This window comes from Nonomuraea sp. NPDC049758 (assembly GCF_040674635.1).
Lineage (GTDB): Bacteria > Actinomycetota > Actinomycetes > Streptosporangiales > Streptosporangiaceae > Nonomuraea.
The window spans coordinates 112,495-125,754 of record NZ_JBFAMZ010000023.1 but is presented as its reverse complement, the minus strand read 5'-3'; the positions used below and the strand labels follow the sequence as shown (position 1 = coordinate 125,754).

The following is a 13,260-nucleotide window of genomic DNA, read 5'->3' as shown; positions in this document are numbered from 1 at the left end:
AAACTCTGCCCATGACCACAGTCGCACTCGACGCCATCTGGTTCACCCGCTGTCCCGTCCCCACCGCCACAGGCATCGCGGCCGACCAGGGCTGGCTGGCGGGAGAGTTCGCCGGCGACGGGATCGAGGTCCGCTCGCTGCAGGACGACGACCCCGGCGTGCCCCGCGAGACCCACTACACCCACGCCCTGACCGGCCTGTTCCGCGAGGGCGGCAACGTGCCGGCGCTGTGGGCGCGCTCGCGCGGCGAGGCGACCAGGCTCATCGGGCTCACCTGGATCGAGGAGCGGCAGGTCGTGCTGGTGCGCGGCGGCACCGCCCTGGAGAGCCCCGAGCAGCTCAAGGGCCTGCGGCTGGCGGCGCCCCGGCATCGCATCGCCATCGACTTCTGGCGGGCCATGGCCCTGCGCGGCTTCCACGGCGCGCTCTCCCTGGCCGGGCTCGGGCTCGGTGACGCCGAACTGGTGGACGTCGAGGCCGAGCCGGACGGCGGCCAGTGGGAGGCGGAGCTGGCCGCGCTGGCCGCCGGCCGGGTGGACGCGGTCTACGTCAAGGGCGCGCTCGCCGTCGAGGCCGCCCTGCGCCACGGCGCGGAGGTGGGCATCGACCTGGACGCCGTGCCGGACCGGCGCGCGCGGATCAACAACGGCTCCCCCCGCCCGATCACCGTCCACCAGCGCCTGCTGGACGAGCATCCGCAGGTGGTCACCCGCTTCCTGGCCGTCCTGCTGCGCGCCGCGGACTGGGCCGCCGCGCACCCGTCCGAGGTGGCCAGGATCCTGGGCGCGGAGACCGGCGCCGGCGCGACCGGCGTGGCCGCGGCCTACCGCCCCGGCGCCTCGCTCCACCTCGACCTGTCCGCCGAACGCCTCGACCTGCTGGCCGAGCAGGAGCGCTTCCTGCGCGGCCACGGCTTCCTCGAATCACCCGTGGACGTCGCCGCCTGGGCCGACCACACCCCGCTCCAAGGAGTCACCCATGCGTAAGCTGCTGCTCGCCCTTCCGCTCGCCCTCCTGGCCACGGCCTGCGGCGGCCCGGACACCACCACCACCGCCGCCGGCCAGGAGCAGGTCGTCGTGCGCATCTCCGACCCCGGCAACAGCGGCTTCCTGGCCGTCGCGAAGAAGGACGGCAGCCTGGACGCGGCCCTGGCCAAGGTCAACGCCAAGGTCAGGTGGGCCGGTGACTTCTCCGTGTTCGCCCCGGCCGCCCAGGCCATCAACGCGGGCTCGCTCGACATCGCCACCGGCTCGATCACCTCGGGCGTCACCGCGCTGGCCGTCAAGCCCAGCTTCAAGATCTTCGCCACCGTCCCGCCCGACCTGGCCGGGGAGGGCATCGTGGTGAAGAAGGACTCGCCGATCAGGTCCGTGGCCGATCTGGCCGGGCGCAGCGTGGCCGTCGGGCATGGCGGCACCAGCGAGTACCTGCTGCTCAAGGCGTTGCAGACGTTCGACGTGCCGGTCGAGAAGGTCAAGCGGGTCTACCTGCCGCCGCCGCAGACCGCGCCGGTCTTCGGCTCGGGCAAGGTGGACGCCTGGTCCACCTTCTCCACCTTCCTCATCCCCGCCGTCACCGATCTGGACGCGCGCGTCCTGGCCGACGGCGAGGCGATCAAGTCGGACAACTACGTGATCTACGTGGCCGCCAACAAGCTGCTGCAGGAGCATCCCGAGGTGGTCAAGGCGCTGTTCGCGTTCATCAAGGAGGGCAGCGCCAAGGAGATCGCCGATCCGGCGGCGTACCTGAACGTCTTCACCCAGACCGGCCCGCAGGCCGTGCAGGGCGAGCAGAAGGAGCTCGTGGCCGGCATCCAGAAGAAGGGCAGGCCCGTCCAGGCCGTCACCGCCGCCGAGATCACGAAATATCAGGATGTGGCGAGGTTCTTTCTCGACCAGAAAGTGCTCACCGCGCCGCTGGACGTCTCCCAGCACGTCGTGGACGTGAACACGCTCGGGAGCGCGCGATCATGAGCGTGGCCACTCACGCGGAGGCCGGCGTCGAAGGGCTCGTCGCGCCCCAGCCGCCGCGCTCGTCCGGCCGCCACCCGGCCGTCACGCTCGCGCTGCGCGCCACCGGCCCCGTCCTGCTGCTCGCCGCCTGGTACGCGGCCACCGCCACCGGCGCCCTCACCCAGGACGTGCTCGCCGGCCCTCAAGATGTCGTCAACACCTTCGGCGAGCTGTGGGCCGACGGCCAGCTCCCCGAGGCGCTGCGCGTGTCGGTCACCAGGGCCGGGCTCGGCCTGCTGCTGGGCGCCTCCACGGGGCTGGCGCTGGGCGTCGTCGCCGGCTTCACCCGGCTCGGCGAGGAGCTCGTCGACTCCTCGATGCAGGCCCTGCGCGCCATCCCGTTCCTGGCGCTGACCTCGCTGTTCATCGTCTGGTTCGGGATCGAGGAGGCGTCCAAGATCCTGCTGATCGGGGTGGCCTGCACGTTCCCCATGTACGTCAACGTCTCCAGCGGGGTGCGCAACGTGGACCGCAAGGTCGTCGAGGCGGCCCGCTCGTTCGGACTGGGCCGGCTGGCCGTCGCCCGCGAGGTCGTGCTGCCGGGCGCGCTGCCGTCGATCTTCGCCGGGCTGCGGTTGTCCACCACGCTCAGCGTGATCGCGCTCATCGCCGCCGAGGAGATCAACGTGACGGCCGGGCTCGGCTACCTCATGGCCCGGGCCACCGACTACCTGCGCACCGACATCCTCGCTCTGTGCGTGCTGCTGTACGCGGTGATCGGGCTCGCCGCCGACCTGGCCCTGCGGCTGGCCGAGCGGGTCACGATGCCCTGGCGCAGGGCGGTGACGATCCGATGAGCCTCGCCGTACGCACCCGGGGGCTGCGCAAGGTCTTCGGCGAGCGGGCCGTGCTCGACGGGGTCGACCTGGACGTGCGGCGCGGCGAGTTCCTGGCGCTGCTCGGCGCGAGCGGCACCGGCAAGACCACGCTCCTGCGCATCCTGGCCGGGCTGGACGCGGCCGGCGGCGGGAGCGTGCTGGTGCCGCCGGTGCGCACCGTCGTCTTCCAGGAGCCGCGGCTCGTCCCGTCCAAGCGCGCCCTCGCCAACGTGATCATCGGGCAGGGCCGCGCCGCCCGCGCCAAGGGCCTGGCGGCCCTGGCCGAGGTGGGGCTGAGCAGCCATGCCGACGCCTGGCCCGCGACGCTGTCCGGCGGCGAGGCCCAGCGGGTCGCGCTGGCCAGGGCCCTGGTACGCGAGCCGGAGCTGCTGCTGCTCGACGAGCCGTTCGCCGCGCTGGACGCCCTGACCCGGCTGCACATGCAGGACCTGATCGCCGAGCTGTGCGCCCGGCACCGCCCGGCCGTGGTGCTGGTCACGCATGACGTCGAGGAGGCGATCCTGCTCGCCGACCGGATCGCGGTGCTGCGCGCGGGCACGTTCGTCACCGATGTGCGGGTCGAGCTCGACCGGCCGCGCGACCGCACCGACCCCGACTTCGTCGAGCTGCGCCGCCGGCTCCTCGCCGACCTCGGCGTGGACGCCCACGCGGGAGCGGCGCCATGACGGCGCCCGGGAGCAGTGCCGTGAGCAGGGCCATGACGGCGGCGGGCTGGATCGCCGGGAACGCCGCCGCGCTGACCGGGCTCGCCGACCGGATCTGGGCCTACGCCGAGCCGTCGCTGCGCGAATGGCGCTCGGCGGCGGCCACCGCCGCGCTCCTGCGCGCTCACGGCTTCACGATCGCGTGGGGCACGGCCGGCCTGCCTGCCGCGTTCGTCGCCACCCACGGCGACCGCGGGCCGGTGCTGGGCTTCAACGTCGAGTACGACGCCCTGCCCGGCCTGTCCCAGCGGGCCGGCACGGCCATCGCCGCCGCCACGGCACTGGGGAGCCGGGCCACGATCAAGGTGTTCGCGTCCACCGGCGAGGAGCACCTGGTCGGGAAGGCGTACGCGGTGCGCGACGGCGCCTACGACGGGCTGGACGCCTTCCTCGACTGGCACCCCGCCCCCGTCACCGGCACCGGCTGGGACGTCACCAGCGCCCTGTACTCGGCCACGTTCTCCTTCCTCGGCTCGCCCGGCCACGGCTCGAGCCCGCTGGGCACCCGCAGCGGCCTGGACGGCGCGCTGCTGCTGACGGAGATGGTCGAGCGCCTGCGCGCCGGCCACGTCTCCCCCGCCGGCCGCGTCAGTTACACGATCAGCGGTGGCGGCGCCCCCAACGTCACCCCCGACCTGCGGACGGTCTGGGTCTACGTTCGCGAGTCCACGGCCGCCGCCGCCAGGACCCTCTACGACCAGGTCGTGACCTGCGCCCACGCCGCCGCCGCCGGCAGCGGGACCCGGCTGGAGCACCGCCTGGTCACCGCCATCAGGCAGGGGCTCGGCAACCGGGCGGGCGCCGAGCTGCTGCACCACACGATGAGCGAGCTGGGGCCGCCGGCGTTCACCGACGCCGACCACGCGTTCGCGCGGCGGCTGCAGGCGGCGATCGGCCGCCGCCCGCTACCTGGCCACGGCGGCGGTCACGCTGGTCGAGCAGCCCGAGACGCTCGCGGCGGTCAGCGCGGAGTTCGACTCCCGCGAACGGGAGCCCGCGCTCCTGCCGGCCGGCGCCGAGCCGCCGTACCACCTGCCGCCGCCCGGCTTCCTCGACGAGACGGGCCAGTCGCCGCGGCCGACCCGGACGCCGCCCGTTTCCGCTGAACCCCTAGGAAAGATCTGACATGTCCGTCCTGCTCATCTCCGGCAGCCCATCGGCCGCCTCGCGCACCGTACGCCTGCTCGACCACCTGGCCGGGCGGCTGGGCCGGCCCGCCACCGTACTGCGCCTTCGTGACCTGCCCGCCGAGGCCCTGCTGCGCGGCGACACCGCCCATCCCGAGCTGGCCCACGCCACCGCGCAGGTGGCCGCGGCCGACACGATCGTCGTCGCCACCCCGATCTACAAGGCGTCCTACACCGGGCTGCTGAAGGCGTTCCTGGACGTCCTGCCGCAGGGCGCGTTCGCCGGCAAGACGGTGGTGCCGATCGCCACCGGCGGCACCCCGGCCCACCTGCTGGCCGTGGACTACGCCCTGCGCCCGGTGCTGAGCGTGCTCGGCGCGCGGCACGTCACGCGCGGCCTGTTCGTGCTGGACACCCAGATCGAGCCGCTGGCCGGGGAGCTGCTCCCGCGCATCGACGCCCTGCTGGAAGAGGTCCCGCTGGGGGCGGCGGCATGACGGCGCACCGCACCGGCCGCTTCCACCTGGCCCTGCCCACCCGGAGCCCCGACCCCGCCCCGTTGCCGGGCTTCGTCACCGACGTGCGGCCGGCGCTCACCGACCCCGCCGGGCGGGCCGCCGTGGCCGCGGACCTGTCCGGATGGGCGGGCGCGCTCTCGCCCTTCGACCCCGCCGGCCAGGAATCCCTCGCCGTCGCCGCCAACGCCCTGCGCCGCACCCGCCACCTGCGGGTCGTGGCCGAGTTCCACCCGGCCGTGGCCACCCCGGTCTACGCGGCCAAGCTCTCGGCGTCCCTGCAGCGTTTCTCCGCCGGACGGCTCGGCTGGCGGCTCGCGGTGGATCTGGACCCGGCCGTGGCCAGGGCGCAGGGCGACTTCCTGACCGGCGCCGCCCGGTTCGCCCGCGCCGACGAGTTCCTCACCGTGGCCAAGGGCGTCTGGGGCGGCGGCCCGTTCGACTTCGCCGGGAACTTCTACGAGGTGGTCAAGGGCGGCTTCGGCGCGCCGCTGTCGTCCCCGCCCTTCCCCGAGGTGCACCTGTCGGGCGACTCGCCCGAGGCCCTGGAGCTGTCGCGCCGCCACGCCGACGTGCACGTCTTCGCGGCCGGTGACGACCTGGCGGCCCTCATCCCCGAGCTGCCCGGCCTGCGCTACGGCGTGCACCTGCCCTCGATCGAGGCCGCCGACGAGTACGCCGCGCTCGGCGTCACCGAGTTCTTCCTCCAGACCGAGGACGTCTACCGCCTCGGCGAGCACGTGAAGGAGCGGTCTGTTGACCGTTGACATCTACTGGCGCATTCACATGGAGGGCGACCAGCCCTCGCTGCGCCGCCGCGTCCGCAGCCGAGGCGGTTTCGCCCCCGGCGGCACCGCCCCCGGCACCAGAGACGGCCGGGACGACGGCTACAGCCACGCCGACTACATGGCCGAGGTCGCCAGGGCCGCCGAGGACAGCGGCTTCACCGGCGGGCTGCTGCCGAACTTCCCGCACACCGACGACCCGTGGGCCGCCGCCGCGACGCTGGCCCGCGAGACCACGTCGTACCGCTTCATGGTGGCCTTCCAGCCCGGCTTCCTGCACCCCGTCCAGGCCGCCCGGATGACGGCCACGCTGCAACGGGCCACCGGCGGCCGGATCGTCTACAACGTCATCTCCGGCGGCGGCGGCCCGGCGCAGCTGTGGTGGGGCGACAAGGTGGACCACGACGACCGCTACGCGCGCACCTCGGAGTTCCTGGACGTGCTCAAGGGCGTCTGGCAGGGCGGGCACACCCACCGGGGCCGCTTCTACCAGGTGGAGAACGCCGGGCTGGCGGAGGAGCTGGCCGGGCAGCCGTTCCCCGAGATCTTCTTCTCCGGCTCCTCCCCAGCCGCCATCGACGCCGCCGGCCGGCACGCCGACTACTACCTGTCCTGGCTGGAGCCGTTCGAGGCGCTGGAGGAGAAGTTCGACGCGGTGCGCGCGCACAGTGCCACGCCGCCCCGGTTCGCCGTGCGGGTGGACCTGCTGGCCCGGGAGAGCGAGGAGGAGGCGTGGGCGGAGATCGAGGCCGGCTGGCGGTCCCGGCCGCGCGAGAGCGACGCCGGCGAGGGCGACTCCGTCGGCGTGCGACGCAGCCGCGCCTTCCTCGCCGGAGCCGGTGACGACCCCCGCGCCCTGGAGGTCGCCCCCCACGTGTGGGGCGGGTTCAGCCAGCTGCGCGACGGCCCGGCCTTCGGCCTGGTCGGCGACTACCACCAGGTCGCCGACCGCCTCGACCGGCTGCTGGACCTCGGGGTGGACGCCCTCATCCTGGCCGGGATCCCCCATCTCGAAGAGGCCCGCCGCGTGGGCCGCCACGTTCTGCCGCTACTGAAAGGACGCTCCTGATGACCACCAAGGTCGGCTTCTTCCCGCAGAACAACACGCTCTGGGTGGCCCGCCACCTGGACCTGCTGCCCGGCGTCGAATGGGTGGACCTGAACGCCCTCGGCCGGGGCGAGCTCGTCGATCCCACCCGGGCCCTGCCGTCCGCCCACGGCGACCACCTGTTCGACGGCGGGTACGACTTCATCGGCACCGGCTCCACGCCCCCGGTCACCGCCCAGGCCAAGGGGCACGACATCGTGTACGTGGCGATCTCGGGGCCGCGGGTCGAGAACGGCCGCCTGGTGGTGCGGGACGACTCCCCGATCGGCTCGGTGGCCGAGCTGAAGGGCAGGCGGGTGGCGCTCGGGCACGGCTCCTGGCAGACCACCCTGCTGCTGCTGGCGCTGGAGCGGGCCGGGCTCGGGTGGGGCGACATCGTCCCGGTGGACGCCTACGGCAACGCCGCCGAGCTGCTGGTGAACGGCGACGTGGACGCCTGGGTGGGCTCCTACCCGTACCTGACGCCGGTCGAGTCGCGCACCCGGACACTGGTGGAGACCGAGGGCCTGTTCAGCCACCGCTCGCTCTGGTTCACCCGCCGCGACTTCGCCCAGGAACGGCCGGAGGAGCTGGCCAGGATCGTCACCGCGCTGCAGCGGGCGGACAGCTGGACGGAGGAGCACCCGCGCGAGGCCGCGGCCCTGTTCGACGGCGACCTCGACGCGTGGGAGCACGCGCTGCGCACCCGCCCATGGGGGCTGCACCCGGTCAGCGCGGAGTTCGTCGCCGAGCAGCAGCACGTCGCCGACCTGTTCCACGCCAACGGGCTCATCGAGCGGAAGATCACGGTCGCGGACGCCGTCCTCCCCGAGATCGGCGAGCTGGTGACGCGAACCCGGTGACTCCCGTCCTCTCCGCCGCCCACGCGGCAGCGGAGAGGTCTCATGGATCAGCCGCGTGCTTCGGGCGGCACGTAGGCGAAGGTGGGACCGGCGCCGCCGGGCAGCGCCATCAGGGCCTGCGCCTGGGCCCTGAGCGTGAACATGGTGCGGGTGGCGTCCGTGAGCCGCTTCGGGTCGCCGTTGAACGCCTGCTCCAGCAGGTTCAGCAGGGTGCTGTAGGTGGTGTCGAACAGATCCTGCGCCGCCCGTACGGCACTGCCCGGCTCGGCGGGCCGCGGGTCGGGTGTCATCGGCAGCACGCCGTCCGGGTCGACGCCGACCTTCTCACCGGTCGGGCCGGTCTTCGGGGTGTCGCCCCGCTGGTAACGGCGGCCGAGCTTGAGCTCCTGAAAGCGGTAGTAGTGGGCGACCTCTTTCCGCTCGGGGTGGAGGACGTCCTGGTCGCCGTCCCAGACCTCGCCGTGGGCGTTGCCCTCCCCCTGCTCGACGATCTCCTTCAGCGCGCCGAGCGCGGACTCCAGATCCTCGACGGCGAACAGCGATCCGGCAGTGTGACGGAAGTGGGCGCCGCTCACCTGGTCCCCATCCGCTGCTACCGGAATCGTCTGCCGTTCCGTCCCGACCGGCGACTGGCAACCGGTGCGGTGATGGTCACGGGGATGCCTGAGGGAGCCTGGGCGCCCGTGATACGCCTCAGCTCGGCCTCGCCCGAACGGACCTCGCTGGTCTGCGGGACGATACCGGCGTCGGCCATCAAGCGGGTCATGTCACGGCGCTGATTGGGCAGCACCAGGGTGACGACGCTGCCGGACTCGCCGGCGCGGGCGGTGCGGCCGCCGCGGTGCAGGTAGTCCTTGTGGTCGCTCGGCGGGTCGACGTTGACGACGAGGTCCAGGTCGTCGACGTGGATGCCGCGGGCCGCGACGTTGGTCGCCACCAGCGCCGTGACGTGGCCGCTCTTGAACTCGGCGAGGGTGCGCGTGCGCTGGGGCTGGGACTTGCCTCCGTGCAGCGCGGCGGCGCGCACTCCGCTGTTCAGCAACTGTTCGGTGAGCCGGTCCACAGCGTGCTTGGTGTCCAGGAACATGATCACCCGACCGTCGCGAGCAGCGATCTCCACAGTGGTGGCCTGCTTGTCGGCACCCTGGATGTGCAGCACGTGGTGCTCCATCGTGGTGACCGCGCCCGCCGAGGGGTCGACCGAATGGACCACCGGGTCGCTCAGATAGCGGCGGACCAGCAGATCGACGTTGCGGTCCAAAGTGGCGGAGAACAGCATCCGCTGGCCATCTGGGCGCACCTGGTCGAGCAGGTGGGTGATCTGCGGCATGAAGCCCATGTCGGCCATCTGGTCGGCCTCATCCAGCACGGTGATGCCGACCTGGTCCAGGCGGCAGTCGCCGCGCTCGATGAGATCTCTGAGCCGTCCCGGGGTCGCGATGACGACCTCGGCACCGTTGCGCAGCGCATGGGCCTGGCGGCTGATCGACATGCCGCCGACGACCGTGGCCAGCCGCAGCTTCAGTGCTTGGGCGTACGGCGTGAGCGCATCGGTGACCTGCTGGGCCAGTTCCCTGGTGGGGACGAGGATCAGGGCGAGCGGTCGCCGCGATTGTGCGCGCTGTCCGGAGGTGCGGACGAGCAGGGCCAGGCCGAAGGCGAGTGTCTTGCCCGACCCGGTGCGCCCCCGTCCCAGGACGTCCCGGCCGGCCAGGGAGTTCGGCAGCGTGGCCGCCTGGATGGGGAACGGTTCGTTCACGCCCAGGCCGCTGAGCACCTTGAGCAGTGCGGGCGGCATGCTCAGCTCAGCGAATGTCGCGGCTGCCGGCAGGGCCGGGGTTACGGTGACCGGCAGCGCGAAGTCTGTCTGGAGCGCGGCGGGACGCCGCCCGTTGCCGGACCGGTTGGAGGCGCCTGAACGGCCCTGAGCCGGAGAGCTGAATCGGCCGCCCCTGCTTCGGGCGGAGCCGCCCGTACGGGGCGAAGAGTTGCGATCGTGCGCGCGAGTTGCGTGGTTCATGCAGAACCTTCCTCGATGCGGCACGTGTCAGGATCCTCGGCGCGATGAGCGGCACAAGAACGGCTAGCACGAGCCGAAGAAAGACGAGTCGAGCCGGCGGAAACAGCCTGGGCTCGTACGTCGAAATGGTCGGCTTTCGCCGGGAAGAACGCGGCCGTGATGCCGCGCCGTGGAACTGGATCGGGCCTATGCCCGAACCGGAGCCATCGGTGGTGCATCCGGTGTGCGGCGGAAGTACAGACACGCTGTGCTTCTCGGGTCGTGAGGTCATCACGGCACGATGGATGCCACAAAAGCAACGCGCCGGGGACCGCGCCCTGCGGCGCGGGCCCCGGCTACGTGGTGCGCAGTGTCAGGCGGGAACGATGTTCTCGGCCTGCGGGCCCTTCTGGCCCTGCGTGACGTCGAAGGCCACCTTCTGGCCCTCGCGCAGCTCACGGTAGCCGCCGTTGGCGACGATGTTGGAGTAGTGCGCGAAGACGTCGGCGCCGCCGCCGTCCTGCTCGATGAAGCCGAAGCCCTTTTCCGCGTTGAACCACTTCACGGTGCCAGAAGCCATGTTGATCTCCTTTGATGGGTGCAAAGCCGAAATCCGCATCGAACGGATTCCGCGTCGCCGCGATAGGACCACACACCCGGAAATGACCGGAGAACAAAAAATGCACCTGAGGCTACATACCGTCAGGTGCACACAAGTCTTTATGGGTACCACAACTGCAACTGATCTCAATCTAGCACATGTGCCGTCGGGCTGCGCACGCCCCCGCCGACGCCGGCCTCATCCGCGCGCCTTCACCGCCTTGACCTGCAAGTTCCCGGCTCAACGGCGCTGTTGCCCGCGCCGCGCCAGCCAAGGCAACGGCCTCATCTCGTCCGGCGCCTCAACCTCGACAACACAAGGTTCCACCGGCTCCATCACAGTTCCCAGCGGCAAACTGACCGACGGCTGGAAACTGCGCCGGAGAGCGCGTGCCGCCGCCGGCGTCAACGGCGCCTGGACAAACTGGAACGCCTCACCGTCGACATCCGGTCCGGAACGGCCGTAAGCAGGGCCGCCGCGCCCGATGACGACCCCTACGACAGAATCAAGGACGAATGGGAGTGCTGGGAGCACCAGGAACCGCTTCTCCTGATGCACCACATATGACGGCGTCCTCGCACGGAAAAAAGGGACGCCAACGGGAAGAGAGTAATCACCGACGCAGTCTCCTTCCCCACCACAATGATCGGACGGACCTTCAGGGCCCCTTCCCGGGCGAGGTTGGCCCGGCCGTCCTGCTCGGACACGTGGACACGCGTACCGGACCAGCTGTTCTCGCCCGCCTGCGAGAGCTCCGCCCGCAGGACCTGATCACCACCACGCACTCGGACGGCACTCACGAGAAGTTTCTCGTCCAGCGAGTCGAGAAGGTCGCCAAGACCTCGTTCCCGACGGCCGAGGTCTACGGCGCGACCGGGCATGCGGAGTTGCGCATCATCACCTGCGGCGGGGCATTCGACCATCAGGCCCGCAGCTATGCGGACAATGTGATCGTGTACGCGAGCCTTCAGCAGACCGGCACTTGAGTGCCGCAGTGAGCGACGACAGATGGACTCCCCCGGTTCAGGCGGCCACGCGGACCTGAAGGGTGTCAATACTCTGTTCACGGTGGTGAGCTGCGGGTTTGTCTCGGCTTCCCGGCCGAAGCAGTGGCCTGGGTCAGGCATGCTCGAGGCGCGTGACGCTCCGTCTCTTCTACATGATCTTCTGCCGCATCGTGGGCTGGCTGACGCTGCCGGCCCGTGGCGACGCGTCCAAGGACATGGAGATCCTCGTCCTGCGGCACGAGCTCGCCGTGCTGCGCCGTCGGGTTCGCCGTCCAAGGCTGTCATGGGCGGATCGAGCGGTGCTGTCCGCGCCGGCCCAGAGACTGCCCCAGGCGCTGCGCGCCCATCGACGTGACCTGGACAGGTCGACCGCTTTCTGCTCCTCCAAAGTGCGCCGGCAGAAGTCGCCGTAGTCGTCGTCGCCGAACGTGGCGTCCGGCGACGTGCGCAGGCCCGGCCGGGTCGTCGCGGTGGTCGCCCGTCTGCGTGGCCGCCAGTGTTCGGGCACCTATCCTTGCTTGCATGGGTGACGTACTGAAGGGGCGAGGTTGCGCGTGGGAGTTCGAGGACGGTGGGCTGCGCATTACGCCTGAGCCGGGTAAGGCGTCGAAACTGAGCATGGAGCTCGGAGAGCGGTTCGTGCCGTACGACGCGCTGGCCGATGTCTTGCTGGAGCCTGGTGCACGCGGCAGGGTGGTGTTGCGGGTGGTTCCCCGGGAGGGAGCCGATCCGGTCATGTCCGCGGCAACGGGGCAGCTCCAGGAATCGCTCGATCCGTACCGGCTGGTGCTGCCCGCCGCCACGAAGACGCTGGCCGACCAGTATGCCAACGAGGTGCGCGCGGCCCTGTCCCAGCGCGGTCCGGCTGAGCGGTTCCTGATCGCCGGTCCTTCGGTGCCGCGTCGTTTCAAGGCATGGGACGGTGAGGCCGCCTTCGACGGGCAGGCTGTCACCTTCACCTGGTTCGCGTCCGGAGCTTCCCCGGCCAAGTACACGGCAGGTGACCGACGTTACCCGATCACCGAGATCGAGGGCGTCGAGTGGCATGCACTGGAGGACGCTCGCGGGTCATTGCGGCTGCGCATCCGTGGGCACCAGGCCCTCTCCAACCCCAACAACGATCCCGCCTCCGTGGTGTTCGGCATTGGCTGGGGAGCCACGCATCACTCCCTGCCCTTCGCCGCCGCAGTGCTGGCCGCCGTACAAGCTCCCATGATCGAACAGGTCACGGCGGAAGGCTGAACTGCTGTCCCGTATGTGACTTTGTGCGCCTCGACGGGCGGCGCCAGTCGCGCTGGCACGGGTCGGCCATGACGCATCGAGCCGGACGCAGACGGGACGGTGTCGATGGCGCCGAACTCGGCGGTCACCTTCACTTGCCGCTGAAGACAGGGAAGGCGCTGTGGTCGCCGTGGTCCACATCGCGCAGGCCCCCGCAGAGCGTCCATGTCCGCGTCGGAGATTTCGAAGTCGACGTCGGCGTTGGACCGCATGTGCTCAGGATTCGCCGTCTTGGGCAGCGACACCGTGCCCAGCTGGAGGGTGTAGCGGATGCACAGCTGGGGGACGGACACCCCGTACTTCTCGGCCATCGCCCGGACGTCGGCGTTCTTCAGGATCGCACCGTGGGCGATCGGCGAGTACGCCTCGACGAGGATCTGCTGGCTCTCGCAGTAGGCCGGCAGCTCCGCGGGGGTGTTCCCGGCGTGCACGAGCAGCT

At 71.5% G+C, this 13,260-nt stretch carries 16 protein-coding genes; 12 read left to right on the top strand and 4 right to left on the bottom strand.

Annotation, left to right across the window (positions count from 1 at the left end; translation table 11 throughout):
- The first annotated feature begins 11 nt into the window (after positions 1-11).
- The 9 genes from AB0J46_RS42465 to AB0J46_RS42425 are packed head-to-tail and all read left to right on the top strand — an operon-like array spanning position 12 to position 7,933.
- A complete protein-coding gene (locus AB0J46_RS42465; RefSeq protein ID WP_364340725.1) occupies positions 12-986 on the top strand; it encodes an ABC transporter substrate-binding protein in 975 nt (324 codons plus the stop codon).
- Positions 979-1,974, top strand: coding sequence for an ABC transporter substrate-binding protein (locus AB0J46_RS42460; protein ID WP_364340723.1), 996 nt, complete (start codon positions 979-981; stop codon positions 1,972-1,974). The genes AB0J46_RS42465 and AB0J46_RS42460 overlap by 8 nt, the downstream gene beginning before the upstream one ends.
- Positions 1,971-2,810: an ABC transporter permease subunit gene (locus tag AB0J46_RS42455; RefSeq protein ID WP_364340721.1), complete on the top strand. Its 840-nt coding sequence runs from the start codon at positions 1,971-1,973 to the stop codon at positions 2,808-2,810. Before AB0J46_RS42460 ends, AB0J46_RS42455 begins: the two co-directional genes overlap by 4 nt.
- Positions 2,807-3,517 (top strand): ABC transporter ATP-binding protein, encoded by a 711-nt coding sequence (locus tag AB0J46_RS42450; RefSeq protein WP_125629991.1) that lies wholly within the window; start codon positions 2,807-2,809, stop codon positions 3,515-3,517. Before AB0J46_RS42455 ends, AB0J46_RS42450 begins: the two co-directional genes overlap by 4 nt.
- A 20-nt stretch (positions 3,518-3,537) precedes the next feature.
- Complete coding sequence (locus AB0J46_RS42445; protein ID WP_364340719.1) at positions 3,538-4,662, top strand: hypothetical protein; 1,125 nt, start codon at positions 3,538-3,540, stop codon at positions 4,660-4,662.
- Between the two features lie 20 nt (positions 4,663-4,682).
- On the top strand, positions 4,683-5,180 hold the full coding sequence (ssuE, locus tag AB0J46_RS42440) for an NADPH-dependent FMN reductase (RefSeq protein WP_364340717.1): 498 nt from the start codon (positions 4,683-4,685) through the stop codon (positions 5,178-5,180).
- Complete coding sequence (locus AB0J46_RS42435; RefSeq protein WP_364340715.1) at positions 5,177-5,965, top strand: LLM class flavin-dependent oxidoreductase; 789 nt, start codon at positions 5,177-5,179, stop codon at positions 5,963-5,965. Before ssuE ends, AB0J46_RS42435 begins: the two co-directional genes overlap by 4 nt.
- Complete coding sequence (locus AB0J46_RS42430; protein ID WP_364340713.1) at positions 5,955-7,052, top strand: LLM class flavin-dependent oxidoreductase; 1,098 nt, start codon at positions 5,955-5,957, stop codon at positions 7,050-7,052. The genes AB0J46_RS42435 and AB0J46_RS42430 overlap by 11 nt, the downstream gene beginning before the upstream one ends.
- A complete protein-coding gene (locus AB0J46_RS42425; RefSeq protein WP_364340711.1) occupies positions 7,052-7,933 on the top strand; it encodes an ABC transporter substrate-binding protein in 882 nt (293 codons plus the stop codon). The genes AB0J46_RS42430 and AB0J46_RS42425 overlap by 1 nt, the downstream gene beginning before the upstream one ends.
- Before the next feature lie 47 nt (positions 7,934-7,980).
- On the opposite strand, the gene AB0J46_RS42420 is transcribed toward AB0J46_RS42425, so the two are convergent.
- The 3 genes from AB0J46_RS42420 to AB0J46_RS42410 form a co-directional block, all read right to left on the bottom strand.
- Entirely contained in the window at positions 7,981-8,508 is a 528-nt protein-coding gene (locus tag AB0J46_RS42420) for a ferritin-like domain-containing protein (protein ID WP_364340709.1), read from the bottom strand.
- 17 nt (positions 8,509-8,525) lie between these two features.
- Complete coding sequence (locus AB0J46_RS42415) at positions 8,526-9,953, bottom strand: DEAD/DEAH box helicase (RefSeq protein WP_364340780.1); 1,428 nt, start codon at positions 9,951-9,953, stop codon at positions 8,526-8,528.
- A gap of 352 nt (positions 9,954-10,305) precedes the next feature.
- Positions 10,306-10,512, bottom strand: a complete 207-nt coding sequence (locus AB0J46_RS42410; protein WP_020545593.1) for a cold-shock protein — start codon at positions 10,510-10,512, stop codon at positions 10,306-10,308.
- Between the two features lie 536 nt (positions 10,513-11,048).
- Between AB0J46_RS42410 and AB0J46_RS42405 the strand changes: the two genes are divergently transcribed.
- The 3 genes from AB0J46_RS42405 to AB0J46_RS42395 all read left to right on the top strand — a co-directional run bounded on the left by AB0J46_RS42405 (position 11,049) and on the right by AB0J46_RS42395 (position 12,782).
- On the top strand, positions 11,049-11,519 hold the full coding sequence (locus tag AB0J46_RS42405) for a sortase (RefSeq protein ID WP_364340707.1): 471 nt from the start codon (positions 11,049-11,051) through the stop codon (positions 11,517-11,519).
- Positions 11,520-11,671: 152 nt separating this feature from the next.
- Positions 11,672-11,953, top strand: a complete 282-nt coding sequence (locus AB0J46_RS42400; protein ID WP_364340705.1) for a hypothetical protein — start codon at positions 11,672-11,674, stop codon at positions 11,951-11,953.
- A 109-nt stretch (positions 11,954-12,062) separates the two neighbouring features.
- Positions 12,063-12,782, top strand: a complete 720-nt coding sequence (locus AB0J46_RS42395; RefSeq protein ID WP_364340703.1) for a DUF4429 domain-containing protein — start codon at positions 12,063-12,065, stop codon at positions 12,780-12,782.
- Here AB0J46_RS42395 and AB0J46_RS42390 read toward each other — a convergent pair.
- Positions 12,704-13,252, bottom strand: coding sequence for an aldo/keto reductase (locus AB0J46_RS42390; RefSeq protein ID WP_364340778.1), 549 nt, complete (start codon positions 13,250-13,252; stop codon positions 12,704-12,706). The two genes, AB0J46_RS42395 and AB0J46_RS42390, sit on opposite strands and share 79 nt — an antisense overlap.
- Between the last annotated feature and the right edge of the window lie 8 nt (positions 13,253-13,260).